The organism is Arthrobacter sp. sptzw32, from assembly GCF_059089735.1.
In genome coordinates this window covers 39,969-55,061 of sequence record NZ_JBNHEZ010000008.1, presented here as the reverse complement: position 1 = coordinate 55,061, position 15,093 = coordinate 39,969, and the positions used below count along the sequence as shown (strand labels likewise).

General features: G+C 65.7%; 13 protein-coding genes. 7 read left to right on the top strand and 6 right to left on the bottom strand.

All coding sequences use genetic code 11. The features are described 5' to 3' along the window. Positions 1 to 40: 40 nt before the first annotated feature. The 5 genes from AC5RVN_RS15195 (at position 41) to AC5RVN_RS15175 (ending at position 4,485) form a co-directional block, all read left to right on the top strand. A complete protein-coding gene (locus AC5RVN_RS15195) occupies positions 41 to 802 on the top strand; it encodes a CPBP family intramembrane glutamic endopeptidase (protein WP_494138467.1) in 762 nt (253 codons plus the stop codon). 43 nt (positions 803 to 845) lie between these two features. Beyond that, positions 846 to 1,286: a VOC family protein gene (locus AC5RVN_RS15190; RefSeq protein ID WP_494138466.1), complete on the top strand. Its 441-nt coding sequence runs from the start codon at positions 846 to 848 to the stop codon at positions 1,284 to 1,286. Between the two features lie 22 nt (positions 1,287 to 1,308). Then, positions 1,309 to 2,277 (top strand): 1,4-dihydroxy-2-naphthoyl-CoA synthase, encoded by a 969-nt coding sequence (locus tag AC5RVN_RS15185; protein WP_494138465.1) that lies wholly within the window; start codon positions 1,309 to 1,311, stop codon positions 2,275 to 2,277. A 13-nt stretch (positions 2,278 to 2,290) separates the two neighbouring features. After that, positions 2,291 to 3,535: an AMP-binding protein gene (locus AC5RVN_RS15180; RefSeq protein ID WP_494138464.1), complete on the top strand. Its 1,245-nt coding sequence runs from the start codon at positions 2,291 to 2,293 to the stop codon at positions 3,533 to 3,535. Between the two features lie 68 nt (positions 3,536 to 3,603). Next, a complete protein-coding gene (locus tag AC5RVN_RS15175; protein ID WP_494138463.1) occupies positions 3,604 to 4,485 on the top strand; it encodes a 1,4-dihydroxy-2-naphthoate polyprenyltransferase in 882 nt (293 codons plus the stop codon). A gap of 40 nt (positions 4,486 to 4,525) precedes the next feature. Here AC5RVN_RS15175 and AC5RVN_RS15170 read toward each other — a convergent pair whose 3' ends face one another. Then, the gene (locus AC5RVN_RS15170) at positions 4,526 to 4,837 is read right to left on the bottom strand and encodes a DUF4229 domain-containing protein (RefSeq protein WP_494041516.1); all 312 of its coding nucleotides are present in this window, start codon (positions 4,835 to 4,837) and stop codon (positions 4,526 to 4,528) included. A 62-nt stretch (positions 4,838 to 4,899) separates the two neighbouring features. Here AC5RVN_RS15170 and AC5RVN_RS15165 point away from each other — a divergent pair, with 62 nt between their 5' ends. Further along, positions 4,900 to 5,301 (top strand): PLD nuclease N-terminal domain-containing protein, encoded by a 402-nt coding sequence (locus AC5RVN_RS15165; RefSeq protein WP_494105320.1) that lies wholly within the window; start codon positions 4,900 to 4,902, stop codon positions 5,299 to 5,301. A 6-nt stretch (positions 5,302 to 5,307) separates the two neighbouring features. Then, positions 5,308 to 5,916, top strand: coding sequence for a hypothetical protein (locus AC5RVN_RS15160; RefSeq protein WP_494105321.1), 609 nt, complete (start codon positions 5,308 to 5,310; stop codon positions 5,914 to 5,916). A 23-nt stretch (positions 5,917 to 5,939) separates the two neighbouring features. Here the strand turns inward: AC5RVN_RS15160 and AC5RVN_RS15155 are convergent, their stop codons facing one another. The 5 genes from AC5RVN_RS15155 to AC5RVN_RS15135 form a co-directional block, all read right to left on the bottom strand. Continuing rightward, positions 5,940 to 7,433 (bottom strand): dynamin family protein, encoded by a 1,494-nt coding sequence (locus tag AC5RVN_RS15155; protein WP_494138462.1) that lies wholly within the window; start codon positions 7,431 to 7,433, stop codon positions 5,940 to 5,942. Then, positions 7,430 to 9,421 carry a dynamin family protein gene (locus AC5RVN_RS15150; RefSeq protein ID WP_494138572.1) on the bottom strand — a complete coding sequence of 664 codons (1,992 nt, stop codon included), beginning with the start codon at positions 9,419 to 9,421 and terminating at the stop codon, positions 7,430 to 7,432. Before AC5RVN_RS15150 ends, AC5RVN_RS15155 begins: the two co-directional genes overlap by 4 nt. Positions 9,422 to 9,563: 142 nt before the next feature. Then, on the bottom strand, positions 9,564 to 10,697 hold the full coding sequence (locus tag AC5RVN_RS15145) for an IniB N-terminal domain-containing protein (protein ID WP_494138461.1): 1,134 nt from the start codon (positions 10,695 to 10,697) through the stop codon (positions 9,564 to 9,566). Positions 10,698 to 10,861: 164 nt separating this feature from the next. Continuing rightward, the gene (locus tag AC5RVN_RS15140; RefSeq protein ID WP_494138460.1) at positions 10,862 to 12,925 is read right to left on the bottom strand and encodes a LuxR C-terminal-related transcriptional regulator; all 2,064 of its coding nucleotides are present in this window, start codon (positions 12,923 to 12,925) and stop codon (positions 10,862 to 10,864) included. 1 nt (position 12,926) lies between these two features. Continuing rightward, positions 12,927 to 15,011 (bottom strand): Hsp70 family protein, encoded by a 2,085-nt coding sequence (locus tag AC5RVN_RS15135; RefSeq protein WP_494138571.1) that lies wholly within the window; start codon positions 15,009 to 15,011, stop codon positions 12,927 to 12,929. Positions 15,012 to 15,093: the final 82 nt, after the last annotated feature.

Genomic DNA, 15,093 nt, shown 5'->3' with positions numbered 1-15,093 from the left:
GAGGCGCGATTCCCCCGGCAACGCCGGATAGGCTGAAACCATGGCCATCGCACACCGGATACCACCCCCGCCACAGCCGCAGCTCTACCGGTTTTCAGCCCTGGATGTGGTGGCTATCGTCCTTTACGTGGCTCTTGCCGGGTTCTTTACCCTTGCCGGTGAAGTGCTCGCCCCCTTCCTGCGGCAGGTAGCCCCGACACCCGCAGCGGCCTCCTACGCAACCAACCTGCTCTTCTATGCCTCGGTGGGCCTGTTGGCATTCGTGGCGGCCCGCCGGGTGGTGTGGCGGGACCTGCGTGTGCTGGCGACCCGTCCGTGGTTCACGCTGCTGATGATTCCGGCCGCAATTATCGCCATGATGATCCTTTCCGCTGTAGCGGTTGCGGTGTCCGGCAACGTCCAGACCTCGGAAAACCAGGCCGGGCTCCAGGCGTTGATGCAACAGGTGCCCGCGTGGCTGATGGTCCCGCTGCTGGTGGTGGTAGGCCCGTTCGTGGAGGAGTTCATCTTCCGGCACCTGCTGATCGGCAAGCTGAGCCGGCGTGTGAATATCTGGGTGTGCTGTGTTTTGTCCGTGGTCCTGTTCGCTGCCCTGCACATCGTGGGACAGGAAGAGCTGACGCTCACCGTCCTGATGCCCTATCTGGCCATGGGCGCAACCCTGGTGTTTTTGTATGTCTGGACGGGCAGGAACCTGATGTTTGCCTACTTTGTCCATGCCGCGAAGAACCTGCTGGCTGTGCTGTTTATCTACGCCATCCCACCGGAGTTCTACGAACAGCTCCAGCAGGTTCAGGCCTGATTGCCACCTACCGCAGGAGCACCTGCCACCGTACCGTGGTGGGATGGGACTGAACATCCAGATTGTCGTTGACTGCAGGGATCCGCACTACCTCGCCGAGTGGTGGGCGGAGTCGCTCGGGTGGGCGGTGGAACCGCAGGATGAGGGCTTCATCCGCTCCATGATCGACCAGGGTTTCGCCACGGAGGACCAGACAACCGTCCACAACGGCAAGCTGGTGTGGCGCACCGGCTGCGCGATCCGGCCGCCCGAGGAACTTGAAGCAAAAGCCCCGGAACGGCGGCTCCTCTTCCAGACGGCGCCCGAGGATAAGACGGTCAAGAACAGGGTGCACTGGGACATCAACCTGGCGGGCCGGGACAAGGACGAGGTGCGCCGGGAACTAGAGGCCCGGGGCGCCACGTTCCTCTGGACAGCCAACGAGGGCCCACATGTCTGGCACACGATGGCGGACCCCGAGGGCAACGAGTTCTGCATCAGCTGACCTCGATTACTAGACTTGGACGGTGAACAACCAAATTCCCGCCTCGGTGTCCGACGTCTTCGATCCAACCCGCTGGCGCGTTGTGTCCGGCTTCGGCGACTTCCAGGACATGACCTACCACCGGCAGGTGGAGCGGGACGCCGACGGCGGATGGGTGCGTGACCTGCCCACGGTGCGGATTGCTTTCAACCGCCCCGAGGTCCGCAATGCTTTCCGGCCGGGAACAGTGGATGAGCTCTATCGGGCCATGGACCACGCACGGATGTCCCCTGACGTCGCCACGGTGCTGCTCACCGGGAACGGCCCCTCCCCCAAAGACGGCGGCCACTCCTTTTGTTCGGGCGGGGACCAGCGGATCCGGGGCCGGGACGGCTACCGGTACGTAGTGCAGGATGAAGCCAACGGCGAGGCCCGGGAAAGCATCGACCCCGCGCGGGCCGGGAGGCTTCACATCCTGGAGGTCCAGCGGCTGATGCGCACCATGCCCAAGGTGGTCATCGCCGTCGTCAACGGCTGGGCGGCGGGGGGCGGGCACTCCCTGCACGTCGTCTCCGATCTCACCATCGCCTCCCGCCAGCACGGCAAGTTCAAACAAACGGACGCCACCGTCGGCAGCTTCGATGCAGGCTACGGCTCCGCCCTGCTGGCCCGCCAGATCGGGCAAAAGGCCGCCAGGGAGATCTTCTTCCTGGCCCGCGAATACTCGGCGGAGGACATGGTCCGGATGGGCGCCGTCAATGAGGCCGTGGACCACGAACGCCTTGAAGAGGTGGCCCTGGAATATGCCGCCGATATCGCCCGGCAGTCTCCGCAGGCAATCCGGATGCTCAAATTCGCCTTCAATCTTGCCGACGACGGCCTGGCGGGCCAGCAGGTATTCGCAGGCGAAGCCACCCGGTTGGCTTATATGACGGACGAAGCGGTGGAGGGCAAGGAAGCGTTCCTGGAGAAACGCGATCCCGACTGGTCCAGCTTCCCGCACTACTTCTAAGGCAGGACCGGCGATGACCACCAGGCAACAAAACACGGAAGCCCAAAACAACGAACCGCTTCGAACAGGCGCACCCAACAGCGGCATCCTTGATATCGACCCTGCCCTGAAGGCACTGGCCGCCGCCCTCCACGGCGAGGGCCCCGCCGTCGAACTGTCCGTTGGTGAGAACGGCGCCCTGGTTGTGGGCCATGTCGAAACTCCAGGCTGTGATGACGCCGTTGCCGTGGTGCGCACCTCCGGTTCCACGGGAACGCCCAAAGCCACTGTGTTGACGGTGGAATCTCTGGCCGCGTCCTCGATGGCAACTGCCCTGGCGCTCAAGGGTGAGGGCCAGTGGCTCCTGGCGCTGCCCGTCCAGTACGTTGCGGGCATCCAGGTGCTGGTGCGTTCGCTGTTCGCAGGCACCCGCCCCTGGGTAATGGACATGTCAGGCGGCTTCACGCCCGAGGCGTTCACCGCCGCCGCGCAGGAACTGACGGACAAGATCCGCTTCACCTCCCTGGTTCCCACGCAGCTTCAGCGCCTCCTCGACGCGCCGTCCCCGGAGACCCTCGCAGTGCTCCGCCGCTTCAACGCCGTCCTGTTGGGCGGCGCTCCTGCCCCGGCCGCGCTGCTGTCCGCGGCCAGGGACGCCGGCGTCAGGGTTATCACCACCTACGGTTCGGCCGAGTCCTGCGGCGGCTGCATTTACGACGGCTTCCCGCTTGAAGGGGTGTCCGTCCGCGTTGAGCAGGACGGCCGCATCCTGCTCGGCGGCGACACCATCGCCGCCGGCTACCTGGAAGCGCCGGACGAGGCGGGCAGCACCTTTTTCGAGGAGGACGGCGTGCGCTGGTACCGCACCAGCGATCTTGGCAGCATTGACGACGACGGCCGGCTCACCGTCCTGGGCCGCGCCGACGACGTCATTATCACCGGCGGGGTCAAGGTTTCCGCGGCGCATGTGCAGGAGGAGCTGGAAAAGTCCGACGCCGTCGCCGCGGTCTTTGTGGCCGGCGTCCCGTCCGCGGAATGGGGCCAGGCCGTGGCGGCCTACGTTGCACTGGCCAACCCGCGGGCAGGCACCGGGGAGCGCACTGACCCCGCGGCGGGCCGGGAACACGCCGTCGTCCTTGAACAGGAATGGCGCCGGACACTCGGCATTCTGGCGCCCAAAACCGTCCTGGCCGCGTCCTCGCTGCTGATGCTGCCCAACGGCAAACCGGACCGGCTGGCCATGGCCGCTGAACTCAACGCCCTGCACCAGGGAAAGTAAAGTAGACCTGCACCACGTGGCAGGACCCCTCTCCTGCCGCCTTCCCAAAGTAACGCGAGGTACTGACCGTGGCTACAGCCGCACAATGGATCCAAGGCGCCCGACTCCGAACACTGCCGGCCGCGATCGCGCCGGTACTGATCGGTTCCGCCGCTGCGTATGAAATGGATTCGTTCCTGCTTTTCAACGCCATCCTCGCGGCTTTGGTGGCCCTGCTGCTCCAGGTGGGTGTCAACTTCGCCAACGATTACTCTGACGGCATCCGCGGCACGGACGACGACCGCGTTGGCCCGCTCCGGCTGGTGGGTTCAGGAGCCGCAAGCCCGGAACACGTGAAGCGGGCGGCGTTCGGCGCGTTTGCTGCCGCCATGGTCTTCGGGCTGATCCTGGTGGTAACCACCCAGAGCTGGTGGCTGATCCTGGTGGGGCTCGGCTGCGTGATGGCCGCCTGGGGCTACACCGGCGGAAAGAACCCGTACGGCTACATGGGCCTGGGCGACGTTTTTGTGTTTGTGTTCTTCGGCCTGGTGGCGACGCTGGGCACCACGTACACGCAGGCCGGGCAAATCAACCTGCCGGCCATCATCGGTGCTATCGGCACAGGGCTTATCGCCACCGCCCTGCTGATGGCCAACAACGTCAGGGACATCCCCACGGACACCCAGGCCGGCAAGAAGACCCTCGCCGTTCGGCTGGGTGACAAGCACGCCCGGGAGAGCTATGTGCTGATGCTTGCCGTGGCCATCATGCTGGTGGTGATCCTGGCCCCGGGGCGGCCGTGGATGCTGATCGTCCTGCTGCTGATTCCGGCGTGCCTGATGCCCGCGTGGCTAATGATCAACGGCCGCAAGCGCAAGAGCCTCATCCCGGTCCTGAAACAGACCGGCCTGATCAACCTCGGATACAGCCTGCTGTTCTCACTGGGCCTGGTACTGAGCCACGGCTTCTAGGTTGCCGGCCTGCCGCTGTAGGCGTTTGGGGTCCGTCGCGCTAGGAGCGTTTCGGGTCCTTGGCATCGTTGCTGATGGCGATGTCCGGATTGGCGTCCAGGAGCGCGTCCTCCGCGTGGGCGTCCTGGACCTCGCTGGCTGAACGGATCGGCTTGGCCTTGCCGGAGAAACGATGGTGGATGGCTGCGGCTGCCTCGTCACGCTGCTTCTGGAAAAACAGGTAGCTGACGGCGAATGCGATCAGTGCTGCACATATGACGGACATCAGCGCGCCCAGCTGCAACAGCATAAAAACCACGAACAGGGGCACGAACAGAGCAAGGCGGATCAGGGAATATTTCAAAAAGGCCACTATTCCAGTTTAGCCACCTCCCGCCCGGGGCCCCCGCGCCTGCTGACGATAGACTTATTTGCATGCTCCTCCGTGTGGCTTTGGCCGTCGCAGTCCTCGTCATCTTTGTGTATGGCCTTGTGGATGTGATCCGCACTGATGGACGCCTCACCCGGGGGATCTCCAAGCCGGCCTGGATTGTGGTCATGATTGTCCTGCCGGTACTTGGCGCCATTCTTTGGCTTCTGATTGGCCGCCCGCGGGGAACTTCCGGCCAGCAGCAGAGCCGGCGCCATCCCACCGCCCCGGACGACGACCCGGACTTCCTCCGCAACCTTGAGGCCCGGCGCCGCCAGCAGGCAGAGGCGGAGCGGCTCAAGAAGCTCAAGGACGAACTGGACGCCAAGGCGAAGGACCACGACGGCAAAGGCAGCGGCAAGGACAAGCACGAGACCGACGAACACGATACCGACGGACTGAAGTAGGAGCGTATGGCCCAGGAACCTGACGGAGAAGACCGGCTGCGGACCGCAACCCAAGGGGCCGCAGCCCCGCCTTCACCCGCAGGCCCGCCGGCGCCGCCGCCAAGGCCAGGGCTGTCCTACTCCGCACCGGCGCCCATCGCCGTGGTCCCGGCAGCTCCCCGCAGCATCAAGAATGCACGCACCCTCTGGCTCCTCAGCTTCGCAGCCGGGCTGGCCGTCCTGGTGGGATCCTTCCTCACCCGCGATTCGCATCTTGAACGCCTGCGGACGGTGGTGGAGCAGATGGCCCCCGGCGGCGACGCCGAAGCGGTCACTACGGCCACCGGCATCGTCTTTTGGGGCAGCCTGGCAGCTGTCCTCCTGGTGATCCTGCTGGAAGCCGCTATGCTCGGCGTCGTCATGGGACGGCAAGGCTGGGCCCGCTGGGCTCTGCTGCCGCTCCTCGCCGGGCACGTCATCGTCCTGGTACTGGCCTCCGCCTTCCTTGTTCCTGAAGGCGACGCCGGCAGTTATGTGGTTCTGCTGTGGGGACTCCAGCTCCTGCTGGCGCTCGTTGGGCTGGTGCTGTTCTTCATGCCTTCCGCCAACGCCTGGTTGAAATCGGGCCGGGATTAAGCCCGGCGCGGCCCGCCGTCCCGTTATGCGGGCTGGCGGGCCAACGGCAAGGCAGACTGGGCAACAATGCCCTCGCAGCTGCGGATAACCACCCGGCACGTGTCAAGGGCTGAACGGTCAGTCAACGGGTTTTCGGCCAGAGCCCGCCACCGCCCCAAGTAGTGCCGCGCCTCCGCCGCCAGTTGTTCCGGACCCGCATCCGGGTCGAGGCCAAGGCGGATGTGGGGTGCTGCGCCCCAGCCTCCAATGAGGCCCTCGGCTTCGTTCGCCAGCTCCGGGTCGAGCGCTACACCAGTGGTCCGAAGGGTTGCCAGCAGCCGCAGTTCCCGGAACTCATGGGCGTTCACCTGCAGCCGTTCGAGGGCAGCGGCCAGATGCCCTGTCCCCTCACGCGGGGATGTGCGCAGCAGGGTTTCCACCCCCACCAAAGCGGTCCTGGCCTTCAGTGCCTCGGCGCGGGCCTGGAACTGCCGGTTCAGCATCTCAAGCAGTGGATTCAGTCCGCTGCGCCGGGCCAGCTCGTGCGCCAGGGGCGTGGGCTCGGCAAATCCATTGCGGATGAGGACCACGGCCAAGCGGATGCCGAACAGGCCAAACCTTTCCAGCAGCGAGGCGCGGGCCGCCGTCGTCAGCCCTTCCGGGCAGGCGGCGGACCGCACAAACCGGTCCGCCGAGAGCAGCAGCTTTTCCCGGTCCACCCGTTCCATCCCGGCCAGCAGCTGCAGAGCCTCGAAGTCGGACTGCCGCAGGCTCCGTGCGCTTTGCGCCAGGAGCCCGGCCACGGGGACCACCCCCAGCGCCAGCTTCCGCAGGCTGTGGTCCTGGCGGTACCTGTCGGCGATCTCCCCGGCGGAGAGAAGGGAGTCAATACGCCCTGCTCCCACTTCATCGGCCCGGGAGAGAACCGCCAGGGCGTTGACTGTCCCGGACCGCCCTGCCTCGGTGTCCTTGAAGGATTCGAGGAAGCGGAGGTCGGAGGCGTGCATGTGGCGCATCAGGTAGATGATGGCGTCCGCCTCTGACGGGGTGTCTTCCGGAGTCAGGAAATTAGTGGACCGGGCAGACACGTCCCCGGAGAGCGAAGCTATGCCAGGGGTATCTATCAAGGTCATGTCCCGCAGGCCCGGGGAGGGCCACTCGACATCCAGCCTGTCCACCTCCTCGGCCAGGACGTTGCCCAGCACAAACACCAGGCGGCCGTCCACGCGCTTCACCGGGAGGCTGCGCGGTTCGCCTTCCACTGGGTACAGCGTGATCCTGGGGGTGTGGCCGTAGCGGTACCACGTAACGATGCGCGTGCACTCCCCCGTGTCCGTGGGAGCTATCTCTTCACCGAGGATGGCGTTCAACAGGGTGGACTTTCCGGCTTTCACCATCCCGGCAACGGCGATCCGAAGGGGTTCGGCCAGCCGCCGGGCATAACCCTGCAGGGCGGCCACAGCTGCAGGATCCTCACGGTAAACCTCCAGCGCCTCCTGGACCAGGTCCGCCGCTCCCGTGATTGTTGATCCCGTCATCCCACCGCCGCCACGGCCGAGGGCGCCGCGATGCGGGCTGCACCGGTTGATCCTGCATCGCCGGGACCGGCACTGTCAGCGCCGGCAGTGTCTGTGCTTCCAGTGTCCGGGCTGGCAGTGTCCGGGCTTCCAGTGGCCGGGCCGGCAGGCCGGAGGGCTTTCGCTGCGCTCGAGGCGACCTCGGCAGCCACTGCTTCGGCCGCCCGCGACAGGGCATCCACATTCTTAAGTTCTGCCTTGATCTCGCGGATGCGTACGTCCTTCTTCAAAGCGTACGTCGTGGCAGCCTTTTGGGCCGCAGCCACGGAATCCTGCAATGAGCGGTGGTGCTCGTCCGCGATCTCGGTGAAGTGGTCCCGCGTGGAGCGCTGGACCAGCCGCAGCCGGTCCTTCAACTGCTTGCCCACCTGGAACGTGACGTCATCCAGTTGCCGCCGGACCAGCGCCTTTGCCTCGCCCTGCCGGCGCTTAAGCCGTGCTTCCTTGTCCTCCCGGTAGGCCTTGCGGCCCAGCAACAGGCCGGCGCCCACGGAGAGCGGGTTGATCAGGGCCATTCCGAAGATGCCCGTCAGAAGGCCAAACATGAGCACGCCGCCGTAGGAGCCGCGCATGCCGATCAGCACCTTCTGCGCGGAGTTGATGCGGCCGTCATCGAGGACGGGCATGTCGTCCACGGGGTCCAGGGCGTCTCCGGTGTCGGAGACATGAAGGACGGGCAGGGTCACTTCCTCTGCGGCGAAGTGTTCGGCAACCTGGGTGGCCAGCCATTGGGCGCGCTCGTTGGTCCACACAAACGTGTCCGAGATGGCGGCCGCGGCGCACTCCTCCAGCCACTTCGAGAACTGGGGCCACGCGGGGCCGGGGTCGCCCTGGTCGATGGCGGTTTCAGCTTCGCGCTGGATGCGGCGCAGGCGGTCCCGAAGGTCGTACTCCATGTCGGCAATGAGGTCGCTGATGCCGTCGTTGAGCGTGATCTGCCACCGTGCGGAGCGCTTGCGGAGGTCGTCGGCTTCGGCCCGGGCCGCCTCGAGGCCGGCGATCATTTGCGGTGTCCGCTCCGGGTTTTCCAATGCTTCCAGCTCGGACTGCAGCGACAGGCGGAGGTTCTCGCACACAGAGAGCAGGTCCTGGCTGACTGAGCGCCGCTGAAGGCGCTCCGCCTTGCCCACAATCTCGTTGCGGATGTGGGTTATCAGCCCAGGGAAGCCGGACTCCGCGTTCAGTTCACCGTCCTGGAGGCGTGCCGCCTCGAGCCGGAGGTCGGAGGAAACCGAATACAGGGGGATGTCCTGGGCAACCTGTGCCAAGTGCCCCCGGTCAATCTCTTCGACGCGCCGCCAGTCCGGGTAGAGGTCAGTCTTGGACAGGACACCCACAACGCTGGGGGTGATCCGCATGGCCTGGCGAAGGAAGCGCAGTTCCGGTTCCGTGTACTCCTGCGAGGCATCGGAAACCAGCAGCATGGCGTCTGCAGTGGGAAGGGCAGTAAGGGTTGTCAGCGTGTGGGACGAATTAAGTCCCCCCACGCCCGGGGAGTCAATGATTGTGAGGCCGCCCGTTAGCAGCTTCCGGGGCAGGTAGACCTCACCTGCAACGAGTTTCTTGCTGTTTCCGGGGTTGCCCCGCTCGGAAACATAGTTGGCGAGATCCGCAATGGGAACAGGTTGGCGTTCGACGCCGGCCTCGTCGCCGGCGTCCGCGTCACCTTTGGGGACCAGGATGGCGGCCGACGCAGGGTCTCCGTAGCGGACAACCGTGGGGACTGAGGTGGCAATGTCGTCATCGACAGGACAGACCGGGGCATTCACCAGCGCGTTGATCAGCTTGCTCTTGCCTTGTTTGAATTCACCAACGACGATGACCCGGACACTGGGGTCCTTCAGCCTTCCCATTGCCTGGTCAAGGCGTTTGCGGAGATCGGCGCGGTCCCCCGCACCCACCAGCTCAAGGCCTTGCTGCACCAGCCGTACGAGTTGAGCCGCCGTCATCGGTGCCGACGGTCTTGCCTGTCCTGCTTCTGCCACAGCGTGTCCTTTACGTCAGGTCATGATCGGGAACGAGAGGTAAACCGAGGAGAGCCCGGCAGGAGGTGGATGCCTCCTGCCGGGCGCTTACTGTACCTCGGAATTGCTAGCCTGCGAAGGCGTCGTCGCCGGCGACTGCGATCTCGTTGTCCTCAACGTTCACGTCCACCTCGGTGTTGGTGGAGTTGTCCTCTGTGAAGGTGAGTTCGTTGTCAGCCACAACAACGTTGTCCTCGACGTTGGTGTAGTCGACGGTGTTGTCGGCAACCACCACGTTGTCCTCGATGTTGGTGTTGGTCTCAGTGGAGTTGTCCTGGAACGAATCCTGGATGTCAACGTCCACGTCGGTGTCGACGGAGTTGTCGTTGAACGAGTCGTTCAGCTCCACGTTGGTTTCGGTCTCGTTGAACGAGTCCTCGATCTCGACGTCGGTGTTGATGGAGTTGTCCGAGTTGTCCGTCAGCTCAACCGAGTTGTCGTTGAAGGAGTCCTCAATTTCGACATCGGTCTCGGTGGAGTTGTCCGAGTTGTCGTTGAACGAGTCATCGATGTCGGCATCAACATCCACATCGGTGTTGAAGGAGTCGTCGATCTCCGTGTTGCCGATATTGACGTCGCCGCCGGCGTTGACGGAGTTGTCCGTCGAGTTATCCGTCTTGGTCGAGTTGTCCGTGTTGTAGGAGTCCTCGATGTTGTTGGAGTCTTCTACGTCGGCGTCGTCGCCGGCAGCGATTGCGCGGTCACCGGAGGCAACGACGGAATCATTGTCGAACCACTGGTTGACGTCGCCGTCAGCCCAGATGTTCTGGTTGACGGACTGGTCGGTGATGGTGTCGCGGTCATCAACCGTCGTGGTGTACGAGTAGTTGTTGACAACGTGGTGAAGCTGCTGGACGGCGTGAGCGTGATCGTCGCCACCGGTGTTTCCGCCGCCGGTGTTTCCCCCGCCGTGGTGTCCGCCGCCGTGGTTGCCGCCACCCGTGTTTCCGCCGCCGGCGTTGGGTCCGGTCCAGGCCGTGTTGCCACCGGTGTTGTACTCACGGTCGAATGAGGAAGCGTTCACGGTGACCGGAGCGTAATCCAGAACAACCGGCATTGCGGCGTCCACGTCGGCTGAGCAAACCTTGCCCAGGCCGTGGTCTTCCAGAACCTTTTCCGGATCATCCAGGAAGTCCTGTGCAGCCTGACGGTCGCCGAAGAGGTGCATCAGGAACTGGACGAGATCGTTTGCGAGTGTCATTGGAATGTCCCCTAATTTCTTTGAGTTGCCCTTGGCCCGACTTCGTTGCCGGGCATGAATCAAACGTACGGTTCCCCTCCGGGACCGGGCATCGGGCCGTTTCCCCCTGCCGGCGGATACCCTGCCGGGGAACCGCCGGCCGTGCGATTAGGGGTATTAGGGGTTTAGTCCTGTTGGGGATTCTCGGCACCCAGGGCCAGGCGCAGCCTTGCCAGGAGATCCGAACGGTTCTCTGCACCGAGCCGGCGGCGCATCCGGGCAATGTGGTGTTCGGCAGTCCGGGGAGAGATGTAAATCGTCTCCCCGATCTCCCGATACGTTTTGCCCTCAAGGACCAGCCGGGCCACTTCCTTTTCGCGCTCGCTCAGCCCGGAACCGTCCGGCTGCATGCCGGTGGCCGGTTCGTTGCCGGACGCAGTCTGGGAGTCCTGCGCGCCGGAGGTTCCGTTGCCCGCCGAACTTCCCTGTGGGTGAAGGTCCCTGGCGCAGGACAACAGGCGCACCATGTCCTTGCGCTCCTCCGCACGGGCAGCAGCGTGTCCGGCCAGCCTTGCACCTTCCCAAGGCATTCCCACCCTGCCGAGGCCCCGCGCAGCCATTTCGACGTCGGCGGGCTGGAACCTGCGCGCCAGCACCGAAACCCACGCCTTGCCGGCGGCAGCAAGCACAACAGCCAGGTGGCTGTGCTGGGCGGCCCGCGCGAGTGCCGACGCATGCGGGGCCAGCTCCGCCGGGCTTTCACCCAGCAGTGCAGCCTGCACGCCGGCCCAGTGGAAGGGCACCGCCCACAGCGGTGGATCACCAAGGCGCTCCAGCAGCCGCTTGGCCTCGTCGAGGTAGTGCGCCACACGGCGGGTCTCGCGCAGCCGCGCAGCAGTGATCATCAGCTCACCCCACGGCAGCAGGCTGTACAGGTCTACGGACGTGTGCAGCATAGCCTCACGTGCCCGTTCCCAGGCCACAACCAGTTCAGCTATCTCGCCGTTGCGCCGGGCAAGGCCCACTTCCAGCGCTGCCCGCAGGAACTCATCCCTCGGCACCAAAGGCCAGTGGTTGGCTTTTGACGCCTCATTGATGGCCAACCTGGCGTCCTCGAGTTTGTCCTGCTGCATGGCCGACCACGCCTGAAGCAGGAAGAGCCGCGGCTTTGCGGCGTTACCGCCCTGCCCTGCAGCGGCTGCCGAGCGGCATACGGTTTCTGCCAGGTGCGGCTCGCCGCTGTGCAGGGCCATCAGCGCTGCGAGGGCGGCAGGAGTATCCGGAAGAGGAAGGGCTGTGCCGGTGGCATTGAGCATGTCAGAGGCATGGATCAGCAGCGGGAGCGCCTGCTGCGGATCCTGCCCCAGCGACTCGAGGATGCCCTTTCCCGTCTGGGTCAGCGCGGCGGCCAGCAGTGTCGGGGATGCCGGCGCATCGCTTTGGAACAGCGACTCCGCTCCGGGCCGGTTGCCGCAGCCAATCATGGCGACGGCGGCCAGCGGCGCCGAGGGTCCCAACCTGGAGGCTCCCAACCAGCTGTAGGCGTCGGCACTGCGTGCCAGCATTCCCCGCTGCGCCCAGACTGCTGACGCGACGTCCACTCCGCGGCGAACGTCCGGCGGTTCCGGACAGACCAGGAGGCTGTCAATGATGCGGGTGGCAGTGTCGAGGTCGCCGTCGGCCGCGGCCGCCTGGGCACGGCGGGCAGCGGTTGCTATCTCGTCAGCTCCGGCCAGGAGTGCCTCTCCGTAAAGCTGTGCGGCCAGAGCAGGATCATGCTCCAGAGCCTTGTCACCCCCGTGCTCCAGCTCAGCGGCAACGTGGGGGTCCGCCAACCCACCGCGGGCCAGCTCGCGGGCCAGGTCCCCCAGTGGCTGGCGGTCTGCCACATACAGGGATACAAGTTCACGCTGCAGTGCGTGCACCCTGGTAGTGGGCGCTACGTTCAGCAGGGCGTGCTGTGCCGGTCCCACGACGCTTCCGTCCGGAGAAAGCAGCCCGGCAGACTCTGCCCGTGCGGCCAGGGCATCGACGCTTTCCACCTCGCCGCCGTCGATTTTCCGCTGCAAATCTGCAGGCAAGGGTCCGGGCAGCACAAACCCAACCGACAGGGCCAGCAGAAGCTCGCGCACTGCTGCGTTCTCGCCCTTGAGCTGCCGGGCCATCTGCTCGGCAGCCTGGGGGCTTTGATGGTTCAGCTCCGGGTGGAACAGACCATGCACTTCCTCGCGCGTTTGATGACCAGCCATCCTAAACCGCCGGCTCGGAGTTGGTGATCGGCGCAGAAGCGGGAACCGTTTCCGCCGGAGTTACAGGGTCCGCAGGAGGCGGGTCCACCGGTGTCGGGTCCGCAGGAGGAATCGGAGTCGTTGCCGGAGGTTCTGTCACCACCGGAGGGTCGGTCACCACCGGCGGTTCAGTGACCACCGGCGGTTCTGTCACCACCGGAGGGTCGGTCACCACCGGAGGGTCGGTCACCACCGGAGGATTGGGGGTCGTCACCGGATCCGGAGTCGTCACCGGCGTGCCGGGGTCAGGAGTGCCAGGACCTGCCGGTGCCGGCTCCCCGGTTCCAGGGTTCGTTACGGGCGTCCCGGCGGGATCCTGAGTCCCGGCAGCTGCTCCGCCGCCGGCTGATCCGGTTGTACCGCCACCTGCAGCAGGGGCACCCGTGCCCGAACCGGCAGTTGCACCGCCTGTGGACCCCCCACCGGCTTGGCCGGAGCCTGTGCCGGCGCTGGACGACGGGCGGCTGGTGGGCGAGGCCTCCACGTCGAGGCCTGCCCCGCCTGCGGACGCGGCTTTCCTGTCCACGCCTGCTTCAATGCCGGCCACCGGTGCCCCGCCAGCTGCTGCAGCTCCCTGGCCCGGCCCGCTTCCCCCACCTATACCACCAGGGCCGGAATCGGTCCCCGGCGCGGCTTCCGCTTGCTGGCCGAGGATTGATGTGAGGCTGCTCAGGCCTCCCGGGCTCTGGGCGGCGGTGGCCGTGAGGACAGACACCAGGGCAGCCGCGGCTGCTATGGCCGTCAGCCGGACGGTTGGCTTTGGAGCATGCGCACCGCCGTGGGCGTGCCCATGGGCCGGTCCGGCAACCGCACCGGCGGCCGTCGCGCCTTTGCGTGACCAACTGGCCCGGCGTCCCGGCTTGTGATCGGCCGCGGCAAGAATCCCGACGGCGGTAAGGCCGGCTTCCGCAGGGCCCTTGCCGGGCGCCGCTTCCGGCGTCGGTTCCTTGGCTTCGGGAACTTCCGCACGTGCCAGAACTGCTGAAACTGCGGCGCCAAGGCAGATGGAAGACTTCGGATCGGCGTCGACGGCGATGGGCCGGTCCAGCTGTTCCGATATCAGCTGCGCCACGAGGGGAATCCGCGATGATCCACCGATGAGCAGCACGGCGGTCAGGTCCGCAGGCTTCAGTTCCATCTGGGCCAGTGATTGTTCCAGCGCGTCCACGGTGTCGCGGATGGGTTCCTCGATCAGCGCCTCGAACTCGGACCGTACCAGGCGGACCTGCTGCTGGACGCCGGGAAGAAGGACGGAGATGTTAGCCTCGCTGTCCGCCGAAAGCGCCTCCTTGGCTTCGACGCACTCCCGCCGCAGCCTGGCCAGCGCCCCGCGGACGCCCGCGTCCTCAGTGCTGAGCTTCGATAGGGCATCTCCGGTGTGCGCGGCGACGTAGCGGAACACTTCGGCGTCAAAGTCGGCGCCGCCCAGGTTCTCAATGCCCTCGGGGCGCCCCACCAGTTCAAATCGGCTGCTGCCGGCCTTCCTCAGTACGGCGGTGTCAAAGGTACCTCCGCCGAGGTCGTACACCGCGATGGTACTGCCGTCCTCCACCCGGACCTGGGAGGCGTAATAAAGTGCCGCGGCTTCCGGTTCGGTGACGAGGGTGACGTTCTTCAGGCCCCTGGCGGCCATGGCAGCGAGGATGACCGAGGTGCGGTGGCTGCCCCAGGCGGCAGGATGTGTGAGCACCACCGCCGACGGCGGCGCGCCCTCGCGCTCCTCGGCCAGGTCTGCCACCCAGCGGGCCATGGTGGCGAAAACATCCTCAGGGGGAAGTGACAGCTCCCCTACGGAGATTGGTACGGAGTCGCCCACCCTGCGCTTGAATTCGCGGACCACCCGCGCGGGTGAATCGAGGCCGCGGCGTTCTGCCGCCTCCCCCACCAGGATGGGCCCGTCCTCGGGGTAGTAGATAACTGAGGGCACCGCTGCCCCGCGGAGGCCCAACGGCAGGCCCTCAGGGGCAGGGGAAGATCCCTGGTCAAGCCGGGCAATCGCGGCAGCAGTGAAACTGGTGCCGACATCAATGGCGAGCACGTAGCTCATGGGTACCTCGGTGAAACTGGTGTTTCGCCTGCAAGCTTCATCACGGGCGGACTTCACCAAGGTAGCATCACGGCAGGACCGC